Origin of the sequence: Pseudomonas sp. HS6, from assembly GCF_023375815.1 — a bacterium.
In the GTDB taxonomy this organism is placed as follows: Bacteria; Pseudomonadota; Gammaproteobacteria; order Pseudomonadales; family Pseudomonadaceae; genus Aquipseudomonas.
In genome coordinates this window covers 3,149,698-3,165,057 of sequence record NZ_CP067412.1, presented here as the reverse complement: position 1 = coordinate 3,165,057, position 15,360 = coordinate 3,149,698, and the positions used below count along the sequence as shown (strand labels likewise).

The 15,360-nt window shown below is 59.3% G+C and carries 15 protein-coding genes and 1 tRNA gene; 5 read left to right on the top strand and 11 right to left on the bottom strand.

Going from position 1 to position 15,360, the window contains the following annotated elements:
- The first annotated feature begins 1 nt into the window (after position 1).
- From gcvP to JJN09_RS14255, 5 genes are all read left to right on the top strand, one after another.
- Positions 2-2,854, top strand: coding sequence for an aminomethyl-transferring glycine dehydrogenase (gcvP, locus tag JJN09_RS14275; protein ID WP_249490674.1), 2,853 nt, complete (start codon positions 2-4; stop codon positions 2,852-2,854).
- Positions 2,855-3,053: 199 nt separating this feature from the next.
- Positions 3,054-4,430 carry an L-serine ammonia-lyase gene (locus JJN09_RS14270; protein WP_249490673.1) on the top strand — a complete coding sequence of 459 codons (1,377 nt, stop codon included), beginning with the start codon at positions 3,054-3,056 and terminating at the stop codon, positions 4,428-4,430.
- 51 nt (positions 4,431-4,481) lie between these two features.
- Positions 4,482-5,606 carry a glycine cleavage system aminomethyltransferase GcvT gene (gcvT, locus tag JJN09_RS14265; protein ID WP_249490672.1) on the top strand — a complete coding sequence of 375 codons (1,125 nt, stop codon included), beginning with the start codon at positions 4,482-4,484 and terminating at the stop codon, positions 5,604-5,606.
- 404 nt (positions 5,607-6,010) lie between these two features.
- Positions 6,011-6,223, top strand: coding sequence for a cold-shock protein (locus JJN09_RS14260; RefSeq protein WP_007934683.1), 213 nt, complete (start codon positions 6,011-6,013; stop codon positions 6,221-6,223).
- Positions 6,224-6,320: 97 nt separating this feature from the next.
- On the top strand, positions 6,321-6,809 hold the full coding sequence (locus JJN09_RS14255; protein ID WP_249490671.1) for an RDD family protein: 489 nt from the start codon (positions 6,321-6,323) through the stop codon (positions 6,807-6,809).
- A gap of 58 nt (positions 6,810-6,867) precedes the next feature.
- Here the strand turns inward: JJN09_RS14255 and nadA are convergent, their stop codons facing one another.
- From nadA to ybgC, 11 genes are all read right to left on the bottom strand, one after another.
- Positions 6,868-7,926 carry a quinolinate synthase NadA gene (gene nadA, locus JJN09_RS14250; protein WP_039766022.1) on the bottom strand — a complete coding sequence of 353 codons (1,059 nt, stop codon included), beginning with the start codon at positions 7,924-7,926 and terminating at the stop codon, positions 6,868-6,870.
- Positions 7,927-8,196: 270 nt separating this feature from the next.
- A tRNA-Lys gene (locus tag JJN09_RS14245) sits at positions 8,197-8,272 on the bottom strand.
- A gap of 63 nt (positions 8,273-8,335) precedes the next feature.
- Positions 8,336-9,028 carry a 7-cyano-7-deazaguanine synthase QueC gene (gene queC, locus JJN09_RS14240; protein WP_249490670.1) on the bottom strand — a complete coding sequence of 231 codons (693 nt, stop codon included), beginning with the start codon at positions 9,026-9,028 and terminating at the stop codon, positions 8,336-8,338.
- Position 9,029: 1 nt separating this feature from the next.
- On the bottom strand, positions 9,030-9,677 hold the full coding sequence (queE, locus tag JJN09_RS14235; protein WP_007951198.1) for a 7-carboxy-7-deazaguanine synthase QueE: 648 nt from the start codon (positions 9,675-9,677) through the stop codon (positions 9,030-9,032).
- Between the two features lie 165 nt (positions 9,678-9,842).
- A complete protein-coding gene (gene ybgF, locus JJN09_RS14230; RefSeq protein WP_096818288.1) occupies positions 9,843-10,682 on the bottom strand; it encodes a tol-pal system protein YbgF in 840 nt (279 codons plus the stop codon).
- Positions 10,683-10,688: 6 nt separating this feature from the next.
- Positions 10,689-11,186, bottom strand: coding sequence for a peptidoglycan-associated lipoprotein Pal (pal, locus tag JJN09_RS14225; protein WP_003178634.1), 498 nt, complete (start codon positions 11,184-11,186; stop codon positions 10,689-10,691).
- Between the two features lie 52 nt (positions 11,187-11,238).
- Complete coding sequence (gene tolB, locus JJN09_RS14220; RefSeq protein ID WP_249490669.1) at positions 11,239-12,507, bottom strand: Tol-Pal system beta propeller repeat protein TolB; 1,269 nt, start codon at positions 12,505-12,507, stop codon at positions 11,239-11,241.
- 29 nt (positions 12,508-12,536) lie between these two features.
- A complete protein-coding gene (gene tolA / locus JJN09_RS14215) occupies positions 12,537-13,616 on the bottom strand; it encodes a cell envelope integrity protein TolA (RefSeq protein ID WP_249490668.1) in 1,080 nt (359 codons plus the stop codon).
- Positions 13,616-14,068 carry a protein TolR gene (tolR, locus tag JJN09_RS14210; protein ID WP_162803534.1) on the bottom strand — a complete coding sequence of 151 codons (453 nt, stop codon included), beginning with the start codon at positions 14,066-14,068 and terminating at the stop codon, positions 13,616-13,618. Before tolR ends, tolA begins: the two co-directional genes overlap by 1 nt.
- A 23-nt stretch (positions 14,069-14,091) precedes the next feature.
- Complete coding sequence (tolQ, locus tag JJN09_RS14205) at positions 14,092-14,787, bottom strand: protein TolQ (protein ID WP_039766018.1); 696 nt, start codon at positions 14,785-14,787, stop codon at positions 14,092-14,094.
- Positions 14,777-15,244, bottom strand: coding sequence for a tol-pal system-associated acyl-CoA thioesterase (ybgC, locus tag JJN09_RS14200; protein WP_096818294.1), 468 nt, complete (start codon positions 15,242-15,244; stop codon positions 14,777-14,779). The genes tolQ and ybgC overlap by 11 nt, the downstream gene beginning before the upstream one ends.
- Positions 15,245-15,360: the final 116 nt, after the last annotated feature.

Here is a 15,360-nt window from a genome sequence, read left to right as displayed (position 1 = left end):
CATGACCCAAGTAAATCTCGGCACCGCCAACGAATTCATCGCCCGTCACATCGGCCCGCGCGCCGGTGACGAGCAGGCCATGCTCAACAGCCTCGGTTTTGACTCGCTCGAAGCCCTGAGCGCCAATGTCATCCCGGAAAGCATCAAGGGCACCAGCGTGCTCGGCCTCGACGACGGCCTGAGCGAAGCCGATGCCCTGGCGATGATCAAAGGCATCGCCGGCAAGAACCAACTGTTCAAGACCTACATCGGCCAGGGCTACTACAACTGCCACACGCCATCGCCGATCCTGCGCAATCTGCTGGAAAACCCGGCCTGGTACACCGCCTACACCCCGTACCAGCCAGAAATCTCCCAGGGTCGTCTCGAAGCGCTGCTGAACTTCCAGACCCTGATCAGCGACCTCACCGGCCTGCCGATCGCCAACGCTTCCCTGCTCGACGAAGCCACCGCCGCTGCCGAAGCCATGACCTTCTGCAAACGCCTGAGCAAGAACAAGGGCAGCCACCAGTTCTTCGCCTCGATCCACAGCCACCCGCAAACCCTCGACGTGCTGCGCACCCGTGCCGAGCCGCTGGGCATCGAAGTGGTCGTGGGCGATGAGCGCGAACTGACCGACGTGACGCCGTTCTTCGGCGCACTGCTGCAATACCCGGCGAGCAACGGTGATGTGTTCGACTACCGCGAACTGACCGAACGCTTCCACGCCGCCAACGCACTGGTCGCCGTGGCTGCCGACCTGCTGGCCCTGACCCTGCTGACCCCGCCTGGCGAGTTCGGCGCCGACGTGGCCATCGGCAGCGCCCAACGCTTCGGCGTACCGCTGGGCTTCGGCGGCCCGCACGCGGCTTACTTCTCCACCAAAGATGCGTTCAAGCGCGACATGCCGGGCCGTCTGGTCGGTGTCTCGGTTGACCGCTTCGGCAAACCGGCCCTGCGTCTGGCGATGCAGACCCGCGAGCAACATATCCGCCGCGAGAAAGCCACGTCGAACATCTGCACCGCGCAGGTGCTGCTGGCCAACATCGCCAGCATGTACGCCGTGTATCACGGCCCGAAAGGCCTGACCCAGATCGCCAACCGCGTGCATCACCTAACCGCGATCCTGGCCAAGGGCCTGAGCGCACTGGGCGTGACCGTCGAGCAAACCAGCTTCTTCGACACCCTGACCCTGGCCACCGGCGCGCAAACCGCCGCGTTGCACGACAAGGCCCGTGCCCAACAAATCAACCTGCGCGTGATCGATGCCCAGCGTCTGGGCCTGTCAGTCGACGAAACCACCACTCAGGCCGACATCGAAACCCTGTGGGGCCTGTTCAGCGACGGCAAGGCTTTGCCTGATTTCGCTGATCTCGCCGCTTCGGTTGAAAGCACCATTCCAGCCGCGCTGGTACGTCAGTCGCCAATCCTCAGCCACCCGGTGTTCAACCGCTATCACTCGGAAACCGAGCTGATGCGCTACCTGCGCAAACTGGCGGACAAGGACCTGGCACTGGATCGCACCATGATCCCGCTGGGCTCGTGCACCATGAAGCTCAACGCTGCCAGCGAAATGATCCCGGTGACCTGGGCCGAATTCGGCGCCCTGCACCCGTTCGCCCCGGCCGAGCAAAGCGCCGGTTATCAGCAACTGACCGACGAACTGGAAGCGATGCTCTGCGCCGCCACCGGTTACGACGCGATCTCGCTGCAACCGAACGCCGGTTCCCAAGGTGAATACGCCGGTCTGCTGGCGATCCGTGCCTATCACCAGAGCCGTGGCGAAGACCGTCGCGACATCTGCCTGATCCCGTCGTCCGCCCACGGCACCAACCCGGCGACCGCCAACATGGCCGGCATGCGCGTGGTCGTGACCGCCTGCGACGCCCGTGGCAACGTGGACATCGAAGACCTGCGCGCCAAGGCCATCGAGCACCGCGAACACCTCGCGGCGCTGATGATCACCTACCCGTCGACCCACGGCGTGTTCGAAGAAGGCATCCGCGAAATCTGCGGCATCATTCATGACAACGGCGGTCAGGTGTACATCGACGGCGCCAACATGAACGCGATGGTCGGCCTCTGTGCACCGGGCAAGTTCGGCGGCGACGTCTCGCACCTGAACCTGCACAAGACCTTCTGCATCCCCCACGGCGGTGGCGGCCCGGGCGTTGGCCCGATCGGCGTGAAATCGCACCTGACGCCATTCCTGCCGGGCCATGGCCACATGGAACGCAAGGAAGGCGCAGTCTGCGCCGCACCGTTCGGCAGCGCGAGCATTCTGCCGATCACCTGGATGTACATTCGAATGATGGGTGGTGCGGGTCTGAAGCGCGCTTCGCAGCTGGCGATCCTCAATGCCAACTACATTTCCCGTCGCCTGGAAGAGCACTATCCAGTGCTGTACACCGGCAGCAACGGTCTGGTGGCGCATGAGTGCATCCTGGATCTGCGTCCATTGAAAGACAGCAGCGGCATCAGCGTCGATGACGTCGCCAAGCGTCTGATCGACTTCGGTTTCCACGCCCCGACCATGTCGTTCCCGGTGGCCGGCACGCTGATGATCGAGCCGACCGAAAGTGAATCCAAAGAAGAACTGGACCGCTTCTGCGACGCCATGATCCGCATCCGCGAAGAAATCCGCGCGGTGGAAAACGGCACCCTGGACAAGGACGACAACCCGCTGAAGAACGCTCCGCACACCGCAGCGGAACTGGTTGGCGAGTGGACTCACCCGTACAGTCGTGAACAAGCGGTCTACCCGGTGGCGTCGTTGATCGAAGGCAAGTACTGGCCGCCGGTCGGTCGCGTCGACAACGTGTTCGGCGACCGCAACCTGGTCTGCGCCTGCCCGTCGATCGAAAGCTACGCTTAAACGAATGAGGGGCATTCATTTGCCCCCACTTCCAACAACACCGCAAAACCTGCGGGAGCTGGCTTGCCAGCGATGAGGGTGGATCAGCTTCCATCCAAGTTGCCTGACACACCGCCATCGCTGGCAAGCCAGCTCCCACAGGGAATGCTTCAAGCCTGATATCCCGCCAATTCCTATAACAAGAAACCGGAGAACAACCATGTCGTTAAGCGTGTTCGACCTGTTCAAGATTGGCATCGGCCCCTCCAGCTCCCACACCGTCGGCCCGATGCGCGCAGCTGCGCGCTTCGTCGAAGGCCTGCGCCGGGAAAACCTGTTGTCGGCCACCACCAGCGTCAGGGTCGAGTTGTATGGATCCCTCGGCGCCACTGGCAAGGGGCACGGCAGCGACAAGGCGGTGCTGCTGGGCCTGGAAGGTGAACACCCGGATACCGTGGACACCGAAACCGTCGCCGCACGTCTCACGCAGATTCGCGGCAGCGGGCGTTTGAACCTGCTCGGTGAACACAGCATCGCGTTCAACGAGAAAGAACATCTGGCAATGATCCGCAAGCCGTTGGCCTATCACCCCAACGGCATGATCTTCCGTGCTTTCGATGCGGCGGGATTGCAGATCCGTAGCCGCGAGTACTACTCGGTCGGCGGCGGTTTTGTGGTCGACGAAGATGCGGCCGGAGCCGACCGCATCGTCGAAGACGCCACACCACTGACCTTTCCGTTCAAGAGTGCCAAGGACTTGCTCAGTCACTGCGCCACCTATGGTCTGTCGATCAGTCAGGTGATGCTGACCAACGAAAGCGCTTGGCGCCCGGAAGCGGAAACCCGCGCCGGCCTGCTGAAAATCTGGCAAGTGATGCAGGACTGCGTGGCCGCTGGCTGTCGCAACGAAGGCATTCTGCCGGGTGGCTTGAAGGTCAAGCGACGGGCGGCGGCGCTGCACCGGCAACTGTGCAAGAACCCGGAATCGTCGATGCGCGATCCGTTATCGGTGCTGGACTGGGTCAACCTCTACGCCCTCGCCGTCAACGAAGAAAACGCCAATGGCGGGCGCGTGGTCACGGCACCGACCAATGGCGCGGCGGGGATCATTCCGGCCGTATTGCATTACTACATGCGCTTCATTCCGGGCGCCAACGATGACGGCGTGGTGCGTTTCCTGCTAACCGCGGCGGCCATCGGCATTCTGTACAAGGAAAACGCCTCGATCTCCGGCGCCGAAGTCGGCTGTCAGGGCGAGGTCGGCGTGGCCTGTTCGATGGCGGCCGGCGCGTTGTGCGAAGTGCTCGGCGGCAGCGTGCAGCAAGTGGAAAACGCGGCCGAAATCGGCATGGAACACAACCTCGGTCTGACCTGCGACCCGATTGGCGGGCTGGTGCAAGTGCCGTGTATCGAGCGCAACGCCATGGGCTCGGTCAAGGCGATCAACGCCGTGCGCATGGCCATGCGCGGTGACGGGCAGCACTTCGTCTCCCTCGACAAGGTCATCCGCACCATGCGCCAGACCGGCGCCGACATGAAAAGCAAATACAAGGAGACCGCCCGCGGCGGTCTGGCGGTCAACATTATCGAGTGTTAATTAGCCCCCTCTCCCGCCGGGAGAGGGTTGGTGTGAATCAAGGAGTCCCGCATGTCCACCGAACAACTGTCGAAAACCCCGCTGCACGCTCTGCACATCGAACTCGGCGCTCGCATGGTGCCATTCGCCGGCTACGACATGCCCGTGCAATACCCGCTGGGCGTGATGAAAGAACACCAGCACACTCGTGAACAGGCCGGGCTGTTCGATGTCTCGCACATGGGCCAGATCCGCCTGACCGGCGTCAATGCCGCCAAAGCCCTGGAAACCCTGGTGCCGGTGGACATCATCGACCTGCCGGTAGGCATGCAGCGCTACGCGATGTTCACCAACGAAACCGGTGGCATCCTCGATGACCTGATGGTCGCCAATCTGGGTAACGACGAACTGTTCCTGGTGGTCAACGCCGCATGTAAGGACCAGGACCTGGCGCATCTGCAGAAGCACATCGGCGATCAATGCAAGATCGAGCAATTGTTCGAAGAGCGCGCCCTGCTCGCCCTGCAAGGCCCGGCCGCTGTGACGGTGCTGGCACGCCTGGCGCCGGAAGTGGCGAAGATGACCTTCATGCAGTTCGCTCGCGTGAAACTGCTGGGCGTGGATTGCTTCGTCAGCCGTTCGGGCTATACCGGTGAAGACGGTTTCGAAATCTCCGTACCAGCAGCCGATGCGGAAAAACTCGCCCGCGCCCTGCTCGCCGAACCGGAAGTGGCCGCCATCGGCCTCGGTGCCCGTGACTCGCTGCGCCTGGAAGCCGGCCTGTGCCTGTACGGCCACGACATGAACACCGACACCACGCCAATCGAAGCGAGCCTGCTGTGGGCCATCTCCAAGCCACGCCGTGCCGACGGTGCACGAGCAGGCGGATTCCCGGGTGCAGAACAGGTTTTCAGCCAGCAGCAGAACGGTGTCGCGCGCAAACGCGTCGGCCTGCTGCCGCAGGAGCGCACGCCGGTCCGTGAAGGGGCAGAAATCGTCAACGAAGCCGGCGAGATCATCGGCAGCGTGTGCAGCGGCGGTTTCGGCCCGACCCTGGGTGGGCCATTGGCGATGGGTTACCTCGACAGCGCCTATGTCGCACTGGACACGCCAGTCTGGGCCATCGTTCGTGGGAAAAAGGTGCAAATGCTTGTAAGCAAAATGCCATTCGTTCCACAACGCTACTATCGTGGTTGATTGACTGTTTCTATAAGTAACGCGATTGCGTTATGCGTGCACTAATGTGTAACGCAATCGCCATAAAACAGTGCACTTTTCTTACATTCGATTCGAATATGAACTTGGCTTATAACGTTCGAAAACAATTGAACAAGCTAATCGTATAAGCCCGACTAATGGACTGACTAACTGCCAGCAAGCACAGGAAAACCGGGGCCCTCGCGGGGCTTGTTTTTCCTCCTGTAGTTGGCGTAGAGTTTGTCCACTGTGTTTGCATGGGTCAGCTTTGAATCGTGACCTGGGCAGTAGCCTACAAGTTAGCTACATCCCGTTCGACGTCTTCTTACTCTCCTGCAACCAGCCCCAGTACTCTTTCATGAGGAAGAGACTGTCATCAATTTTTGCGTCAAAGGAAATAAGAAATGTCCCAACGTCAGAGCGGTACCGTCAAGTGGTTTAACGACGAGAAAGGTTTTGGTTTTATCACTCCAGAAAGCGGTCCGGATCTGTTTGTGCATTTCCGCGCTATTCAGGGCAACGGCTTCAAGAGCCTGAAAGAAGGCCAGAAAGTGACTTTCGTGGCTGTGCAGGGCCAGAAAGGCATGCAGGCTGACGAAGTACAAGCCGAAGGCTGATCTTCTGTTACGAAAAAGCCCCTGATATTGATATCAGGGGCTTTTTTGTGCGCGCGAATCCGTAAAATGGCGCTTCACTTTCCGTCCAGAGGCTGCCATGTCGAAACACCTGCTCATCCCTCAGGGCGACTTCCCCGCCGTCGGCCTGGGTCGTCGTCTGGCAGCGATGTTCTATGACTTTCTGCTGTGTACCGCTCTGCTGATCGTCACCGGCGGGATCTACAAGATGATCCAGGCAGCGATCATCGGCGAAGAGCGCCTGCGCCTGCTGACCGACGCCGGAAAGCTGGACGGCGACCCGCTGTACTCCACCGTACTGCTGCTGGTGCTGTTCGGCTTCTTCGCCAAGTTCTGGACTCACGCCGGCCAGACGCTGGGCATGCAGGTGTGGGGCATCCGCGTACAGAACGCTGATGGCACCGCGATCAGCCTGTGGCAGGCGCTGCTGCGGTTCATGGTGTCAATCGCGTCGTGGCTGTGTGCGGGTCTTGGATTCTTCTGGTCACTGTATGACAAGCAGAAGCGCACCTGGCATGACATCTATTCGGATACGCAACTGGTGCGGGTTCCAAAGAAAGCCAAATAATCCTGCAGATGCAAAAACGCCCCGATCAAATCGGGGCGTTTTCGTTTGCGGTTCAAGATCAGGCGTTGCCGGCCAACTTCATCCGCGCAGCCTGAGTGAAATCGAGCATGCGCTTGAGTGGGCGAATCGCCTGGGGAATCAGCGCCGGGTCGACGAAGATCTCGTTCGAACCCTCCTTCAGGCACTTCAGCGTGCGCTCAAGGGTGTTCATGGCCATCCACGGGCAATGCGCGCAACTGCGGCACGCTGCGCCGTTACCGGCGGTTGGCGCCTCGATGAAGACCTTGTCCGGGCACAGCTGCTGCATCTTGTAGAAGATCCCGCGGTCGGTAGCAACGATCAGGGTCTTGTTCGGCAGCGATTGCGCGGCTGCGATCAACTGGCTGGTGGAACCGACGGCGTCCGCCAGTTCGATCACCGAGGTCGGCGACTCCGGGTGCACCAGGATAGCCGCGTCCGGGTACAACGCTTTCATGTCTTCCAGCTGCTTGGACTTGAACTCTTCATGGACGATGCAGGCACCGTCCCAGAGCAGCATGTCGGCGCCGGTCTGACGCTGAATGTAGGTGCCCAGGTGCTTGTCCGGGCCCCAGATGATGGTCTCGCCGTTGTCCATCAGGCTTTCGACGATCTCCAGCGCGCAGCTTGAGGTCACCACCCAGTCGGCACGGGCTTTGACCGCCGCCGACGTGTTGGCGTACACCACCACCGTGCGCTCCGGGTGCTGATCGCAGAACGCCGAGAACTCATCCACCGGGCAACCCAGGTCCAGCGAGCAGGTCGCCTCGAGGGTCGGCATCAGCACACGTTTTTCCGGGTTGAGAATCTTCGCGGTTTCACCCATGAACTTCACGCCGGCGACCACCACGGTCTTGGCCGGGTGGGCGTTGCCGAAGCGGGCCATTTCCAGCGAGTCGGAAACGCAACCGCCGGTTTCTTCGGCGAGGGCCTGGATGATCGGATCACAATAAAAGTGTGCAACCAGCACCGCGTCCTGAGCCTTGAGCTCGGCGGCGATGGCGGAACGGTAATAAGCCTCTTCCTCGGCGGTCAGCGGCTTGGGCTGCTTGGCGTCGAGGTGGGCTTGTACCAGAAGGCGTTCGGAAATCTGCGTCATGTTCGCAAGACCTGCAGGCGCATTCGCGCGAAAGTCGAGTATACACCCGGCTCCGGACCGCTTGAGGGTACCGCCGGGAGAGTGAGTTTTATCAGGCACGGACAGCGTTGAAGCTGCGCAAGGCTACAGAATATCCCGGTGATGCAAAAGATGATTCTGACCTGTGTCAGCGCAACGGCGCCGAAAGGAGACATGCCCGAATCGCAGGCAAAAAAAAACCCGGAAATCCTCACTTTCGTGGGCCTTCCGGATTTTCTAAACCGCCAAATATGGTGGGTCGTGTGGGATTCGAACCTACGACCAATTGGTTAAAAGCCAACTGCTCTACCAACTGAGCTAACGACCCGCTGTGTGGTGGCGCGTATAATACTGATTTTTAAGGACTATTCAACACCTAATTTGAAAATAATCAAAAATAAGGTGTCGGGTCGCTGATTCCGGCCGCTGCGAAGCCTTCTGCACGCAGTCTGCAGCTGTCGCATTTGCCGCAGGCACGGCCATTATCGTCCGCCTGATAGCAGGAAACGGTCAGCCCATAATCAACACCAAGCTTCACACCAGCCTGGACGATCTGCGCCTTGCTGAGGTTCTGCAACGGTGCCTGGATACGGAAACCATTGCCTTCCACGCCAGCCTTGGTCGCCAGATTGGCCATGCGTTCGAACGACTCGATGAACTCGGGACGGCAATCCGGGTAACCAGAGTAATCGACCGCGTTGACACCAATAAAGATGTCACGGGCGCCGAGGACTTCAGCCCAGCCCAGTGCGAGTGACAGGAACACCGTGTTGCGCGCCGGCACGTAAGTGACCGGGATACCTTCACCCAACTCTTCCGGGATATCGATGCTGGTATCGGTCAGGGCCGAACCGCCCATGCCGTTCAGGTTCAGGCCGATAACCTTGTGCTCGACCACACCCAGGTCACGAGCCACACGTGCGGCGGCGTGCAACTCGGCATGGGAGCGCTGACCGTAATCAAAACTCATGGTGTAGCAGGCGTAACCCTCTGCCCGGGCCATGGCCACGACCGTTGCCGAGTCCAGACCGCCAGACAGCAGGATTACCGCACGTTTTTCGTTAGTGTTCACTTGTTCAGTCATCTCAGCGCCCTGGTTCATCATTCCATAGATATTTATGCAGCTGCAGTTGCAACCGCACTGGCAGGTTATCCGCCACCACCCAATCCGCCAGATCACGAGCATTCAGATCATGATGGCTTGGGGAAAACAGCACCTCGCCTGCACGTCGCTCGAGACCGTACTGAATCAGCTTGGATACCGCCCAGTCATAGTCCTCCCGCGAGCAGATGACAAACTTCACCTGATCGTTGGGGGTCAGCAATTCGATGTTCTCGTAACGGTTGCGATGGGCTTCTTTCGAATCGGGTGTCTTCAGGTCGACAACTCGACTGACCCGCGGATCGACCGCCGAAATATCGAGCGCACCGCTGGTTTCCAGCGAGACTTCGTAGCCGGCATCGCACAACTGTTTGAGCAAAGGGATAGCATTGGGCTGTGCCAGCGGCTCACCGCCAGTGACACAAACATAGCGCGGGCGGAACCCGGCTACTTGCTCGAGGATATCGTCGAGTGTACGAATGGTGCCGCCGCTGAATGCGTAGGCACTGTCGCAGTACTGGCAACGCAATGGGCAACCGGTCAGGCGCACAAAAACCGTGGGCAGCCCGGCAGTCCGCGTTTCCCCCTGCAACGAGTAGAAAACTTCGGTGATTCTCAATGTGTCTTGCATAATCGCCACGGGCGTAACAGCTAAACAGGCTGTCCGCCTCCGTCAGGCACTTCAGGCAACCCCGCCAACGCGTAGATCACCAGAAGCGTGTTTCATAAAAGGGCGTGAATTCTAACGAAAAAACCCGCGACAAGCGCGGGTTTCTTCTAAACGGATCAAACAGTGTTACATGCGTTGCAGATCGCGTTGGGCCAACTGAGCGGCGGACGTACCCGGATATTGGGACACCACCTGTTGCAGAATGCCTTTGACCTTGTCGGTGTGACCGAGCCGGCGCTCTACGTCAGCCAGCTTGTACAACGAATCTGGCACCTTGGCGTGCTTGGGATACAGCTGCGAAACCTTGGCAAAAGCCTGACCTGCACCTTGCAGATCGCCTTTGGCCAGGTTCACCTCACCCAACCAGTACTGGGCATTGCCCGCATATTGGCTGTTCGGGTATTTACGCAGGAAAGCGGCGAAAGCCTGGCTGGCCTTGTCGAAATCCTTGGCCTTGATCAGGTCAAAGGCTGCATCGTAATACAGCTTTTCCTTGGCCGGATCAGCCGGTTCGCCACCCGCGGCAGGTGCCTGGGCGGCCGCAGCAGCCCCGGCTCCAGCAGCGGCACCGGCAGCAGCACTTGCATCGCCACCGGCAGAAGAATTCTCAGGAGTCGCGGCAGGTGCAGCACCGGATCCTATGCGCCGATCAAGATCCTGGTATCGCTCCAGGGACTCTTGCTTCATGCGCGCAACCTGATTCTGCAGTTCTTCGATCACACCTTGCTGGCGCGATATCTGATCCTGCATTTGTTGCAATTGGTTGAACAGCATGCCTTGTGCCGAGGCAGGGGCCGAAGCCGCTCCCCCGGCATAGGCGCCGTTCGTACCGTAACCCGCAGGCGGATAACTGCTCCCGCTATTGTTATAACCGGAGTTGTCATCGACCACAGGAACCGCAGCCCACGCCGCAAGCGGCGCGAGGCTGAGAGCCAAAACAGTTACAGCACGACGGCACGTTCGCATATCGAATTACTTACGCAGTTCGACGCGACGGTTTTGAGCCCAGGACTGCTCGTCGTTGCCGGTAGCAACTGGACGCTCTTCGCCGTAGGAAACCAGTTCCAGCTGAGCTGGGGAAACACCTTGCAGTACCAGGTAGCGCTGAACGGCTTTCGCACGACGCTCGCCCAGTGCCATGTTGTACTCACGAGTACCACGTTCGTCGGTGTTGCCTTCCAGAACAACGCGAGCGCCGTTTGCTTTCAGGTCTTTGGCGTGAACGTCCAGAGCGCGCATGGCTTCTGGCTTCAGGTCCGAGCTGTCGTATTCGAAGTAGAAGGTGGTGATTGCGCGCAGAGCAGCTTCTTCGCTCAGGGAACCGTCAACGGCACCAGTGTTTGCGCCGTAACCAGCGTTTGGATCAACAGCGCCTTCACCGGCGTTGTCGCCGCCTTTGGACGAGCAACCTACAGCTACAGCCATGGCCAGAGCCAGCGCAGCAAATTTACCAAACTTCAGCATTTCCATCGTGAAACTCCTAATGAACCCCAGTGTGTTAAGTAAAACGTGTAGCGCCCGCTCACTTCAGGTAAGGGGACCAGGACGGTTCTCTGACTTCGCCTTGAGCGGTAGGAAGCGGGAGCCTAACGCGTCCATTAATGGACACGAGCATCAAGACTCCCCGGCCCTGTTGGCGGGTGGCGTAGATTACCATGGTGCCGTTGGGCGCAACAGTAGGCGACTCGTCCAGAGTGCTATCAGTGAGGATTTTTACACTTCCTCGCTGCAAATCCTGGGCTGCCACCTTGAAATTGGTGAATCCGTCCTGGCGATGGATCATTACCAGGGTCTTTTCATCTGCCGAAAGCTTCGGGTTGGCGTTGTAGTTACCGATAAAGGTCACTCGCTCCGCACCGCCGCCACTTGCGCTGGTCTTGTAGATCTGTGGTTTGCCGCCACGGTCCGAGGTGAAGTAGATGGTCGAACCATCCTTGCCCCAGTACGGTTCGGTGTTGATGCCAGGACCTGCGGTCACGCGGGTGATCTGACGCGAACCGAGGTTCATCACATAGATGTCCGGGTTGCCGTCTTTCGACAGTACGAACGCCAGGCGATTGCCGTCCGGCGACCAGGCTGGCGCGCCGTTCAGGCCTTCGAAGTTGGTGATCTGCTCACGGCGACCGGTGTCGATGTTCTGCATGAAGATGCGTGGGCGCTTCTGCTCGAACGACACATAGGCAATACGCTTGCCGTCCGGTGCGAAACGCGGCGACAGGATTGGCTCGCGCGACTGCAGCAGGGTCACGGCGCGGGCACCGTCATAGTCCGAACGCTGCAGGGTGTAACGGGTGTTCTTCTCGGAGAAGCGTTCAGCCGTCACGTACAGCAGGCGAGTCGAGAACGCACCATCGATACCGGTCAATTTCTGGAACGACTGGTCAGAGATGAAGTGCGCCATGTCGCGCAGTTGCTCGGTCGTACCGGAAACACTGCCGTCTGCCACTTTCTGCTCGGTGGCGACGTTGAACAGAGCCCACTGCACTTGCAAGCGACCACCGGCCGGAACGATGTTGCCGACCATGATGAACTGAGCACCTACCGCCTTCCAGTCACGGAAGATGATTTCGCTCGGCTGGCTTGGCTGGCTGATCATGTTCTGCTTTGGAATCGGTGCGTAGTAACCCGAGTTGCGCAGGTCGTTACCAACGATTTCAGCAATGTCATCCGGCAGGACGGCGCCGCCCTGGAATCCGAACGGCACGACGGCAATTGGCGTTGCCTGGGAGCTGCCACTGCTGACCAGGATATTTTTTTCATCTGCCGAGGCCAGTCCTGCAAAGCAGAACATGACTACAAGCAGTCCTCGAAGAAGGTTTCTCACAAGGCTAGATCCTCAGGTGTGAATGTCATCTTGAATGAACGATAGGGTGCGAAATCCGCTGGCTTCAGACCCTGCATTTCGGTCAATCGACCAATATTTTTTACAGCCGCGACGGCAGAGCTGTCGAACGGCGCATCACCGCTGGAATGAGCAACCGAAACACCGGAGATCGTTCCGTCAGGGAGCATGTTGATTTGCAGTACCACCTTCATGCCTTTGCGGGCCGACGGAGGCTGCGCCCAACCTTCAGATGCTCGCGAACGAATCAGATCATCGAAGTTGCCTGCGGTTTCATCGCCAACCTCATCTGCCAAAGCCTGCTGACGTTCGGTCTTGTCGGACAGCAGGTCGGCCAGAGCCTGAGCCTTCTTGTCCTCGACCGATTTGCGTGCCGCGTCCTGCGCTTTCTTCTTCGCAGCATCGGCAGCAGCTTTCTTCTTGGCGTCTTCGGCGACTTTCTTCTTCGCCTCTTCAGCTTCGGATTTCTTCTTGGCGTCTTCGGCGGCTTTCTTCTTCGCGTCTTCGACGATTTTCTTCTTGGCTTCTTCAGCGGCCTCTTTCTTGGCCTCTTCTTCAGCAGCCTTCTTGGCCTCTTCTTCGGCTTTCTTCTTGGCTATATCAGCCAATTGTTTCTCTTCTGCCTTCTTGGCGTCGGCGGCTTTCTTCGCGTCTTCGGTTTTCTTGGCTTCGTCAGCCTTCTTCGCCTGTTCCGCTTTTTTCGCCTCATCGGCCTGCTTGGCTTCCTCGGCCTTTTGAGCCGCTTCTTCTTTCTTTTGTTCCGCAGCCTTCACCGCTTCCTGCTCGACCTTTTTCTGCTCCATCTGCTCGACTTCGGTCTGGCGCGCGGCGGATTTCTTCGCCTCACCCGCAATCTTCTGATTGGTCTGGGTGGTTGCCTGACTTTTCGATTTCAGCTGGTACAGGGTCGCCTGGACAATCGGCTTGGCCACCGGCAGCTCCGGCGTCAGGGCAAAACTGACGAACAGCATGCCGAACACCAGCACGTGCAAGCCAATCGCCCAGACACTAGGCCAGAAGTAGCTTTCCGAGGCGGACGGCTCTCGCTGTTGCTGCATTAGGGGGCCTCGGTAATCAAGCCAACATTACCGACCCCGGCTTTCTGCAACCCGCCCATGGCGCCCATGACGGAGCCATAATCGACGGACTTGTCGCCACGGATGAAGACCTGGGTGCGCTTGCCGCCTTCAGTGCCGGCGCGAATGATCTTGGTCACCGCATCGGTCATCTGTGGCAGGGTCATGGCCCGGTCCTGTTGCTTTTCAGTATCGACTTCGCTGCCAAGGTTCCAGTAGTAGGTCTTGTCAGCCTTGATCGAAATGGTCAGCACCTGGGTGTTGTTGTCCTGCGGCAAGGCTTCGCTGGAAACCTTGGGCAGATCCACTTTCACGCCCTGATTGAGCATCGGCGCAGTCACCATGAAGATGACCAGCAGCACCAGCATCACGTCGATGTAAGGCACTACGTTCATCTCGGCGACCGGCTTGCGCTTGTGTCGGGCTCGAGTGATTAAAGCCATCGGGAAATACCTGCTTATTCTTCGCTGGTGTGCACTTTGCGGTGCAGGATCGCCTGGAATTCATCGGCGAAGGTGTAGTAGCGGCTCAGCAAGGTTTCGCTGCGGGCAGAGAAACGGTTGTAAGCGATAACGGCCGGGATCGCGGCGAACAGGCCGATCGCGGTGGCGATCAGGGCTTCGGCGATGCCTGGAGCCACAGTGGCCAGAGTGGCTTGTTGTGCGCTGGCCAGGCCGCGGAAGGAGTTCATGATCCCCCAGACCGTGCCGAACAGACCGATGTACGGGCTGACCGAACCGACGGTGGCGAGGAATGGCAGGCTCTGCTCGAGTTTTTCTTCCTCGCGGGAGATGGCAACACGCATGGCACGGGCCACGCCTTCCATCACTGCTTCAGGATCGACACCCGGCTGCTGGCGCAGACGCGAGAACTCTTTGAAACCGGCACGGAAGATCTGCTCGACGCCCGAATCCGGATCCGGGTTGCTGCCGGCCTGACGATAGAGTTTGGACAGGTCGATACCCGACCAGAAGCGCTCCTCGAAGCTCTCCAGGGCACGTCGACCGGCGCGTATCAGATTGCTGCGCTGAAAGATCATGATCCATGAGGTCACCGATGCGGCCACCAGAGTCAACATTACCAACTGCACCACGATGCTGGCATTGCTGACCAGGCTCCACATGGAGGAATGGTCGACGACGTTAGCTTCCACGCTTTATCTCCTGCTTTAAGTGTGTACCCGTGCCGACCGCGTCGGCGAAAGCCGCACGCAAGTCTTCGGGAAGGGCCCGGGGTTTCAAACTGTTAGTGCGCACACAGGCCACCAGAAACTGCCCCTCACAGAGCAGCACATTATCCGTTGCCCGCCTGACCTGCTGTCGAAAGCGCAGGCTGGCACGGTTCAATTCGATTACATCAGCGCTTACCAGAAGCTCGTCGTCCAGTCGCGCCGGCGCGTGATATCGCGCTTCGCTGGAGTGCACGACGAACAACAGGTCCTCCCCTGCCAGCGCCGACTGGGCAAAGCCCAGCTCTCGGAGCCGCTCGGTTCGAGCCCGTTCCATAAACTTGAGGTAATTAACGTAATACACGATGCCGCCCGCATCGGTGTCCTCGTAATAAACGCGACAACGATGTGCGAACGACTCAAGCCCGTTTTGCGCGCGCATACTCTAGTGCTTACTCCTCGGGTTGCCAATCCGGCCAGGCAACTGTTTTTCATTGTTCGAAGGCTTTACCGCAAAAGTACCGTCCTGAGACAGTACAAACGCTGAATAAATCGACA

Bases quoted from the DNA above. Each gene is read 5' to 3' on its own strand.
- gcvP (WP_249490674.1), top strand. From the start codon at position 2: ATGACCCAAGTAAATCTCGGCACCGCCAACGAATTCATCGCCCGTCAC.
- JJN09_RS14270 (WP_249490673.1), top strand. From the start codon at position 3,054: ATGTCGTTAAGCGTGTTCGACCTGTTCAAGATTGGCATCGGCCCCTCC.
- gcvT (WP_249490672.1), top strand. From the start codon at position 4,482: ATGTCCACCGAACAACTGTCGAAAACCCCGCTGCACGCTCTGCACATC.
- JJN09_RS14260 (WP_007934683.1), top strand. From the start codon at position 6,011: ATGTCCCAACGTCAGAGCGGTACCGTCAAGTGGTTTAACGACGAGAAA.
- JJN09_RS14255 (WP_249490671.1), top strand. From the start codon at position 6,321: ATGTCGAAACACCTGCTCATCCCTCAGGGCGACTTCCCCGCCGTCGGC.
- nadA (WP_039766022.1), bottom strand. From the start codon at position 7,926: ATGACGCAGATTTCCGAACGCCTTCTGGTACAAGCCCACCTCGACGCC.
- queC (WP_249490670.1), bottom strand. From the start codon at position 9,028: ATGACTGAACAAGTGAACACTAACGAAAAACGTGCGGTAATCCTGCTG.
- queE (WP_007951198.1), bottom strand. From the start codon at position 9,677: ATGCAAGACACATTGAGAATCACCGAAGTTTTCTACTCGTTGCAGGGG.
- ybgF (WP_096818288.1), bottom strand. From the start codon at position 10,682: ATGCGAACGTGCCGTCGTGCTGTAACTGTTTTGGCTCTCAGCCTCGCG.
- pal (WP_003178634.1), bottom strand. From the start codon at position 11,186: ATGGAAATGCTGAAGTTTGGTAAATTTGCTGCGCTGGCTCTGGCCATG.
- tolB (WP_249490669.1), bottom strand. From the start codon at position 12,507: ATGTTCTGCTTTGCAGGACTGGCCTCGGCAGATGAAAAAAATATCCTG.
- tolA (WP_249490668.1), bottom strand. From the start codon at position 13,616: ATGCAGCAACAGCGAGAGCCGTCCGCCTCGGAAAGCTACTTCTGGCCT.
- ybgC (WP_096818294.1), bottom strand. From the start codon at position 15,244: ATGCGCGCGCAAAACGGGCTTGAGTCGTTCGCACATCGTTGTCGCGTT.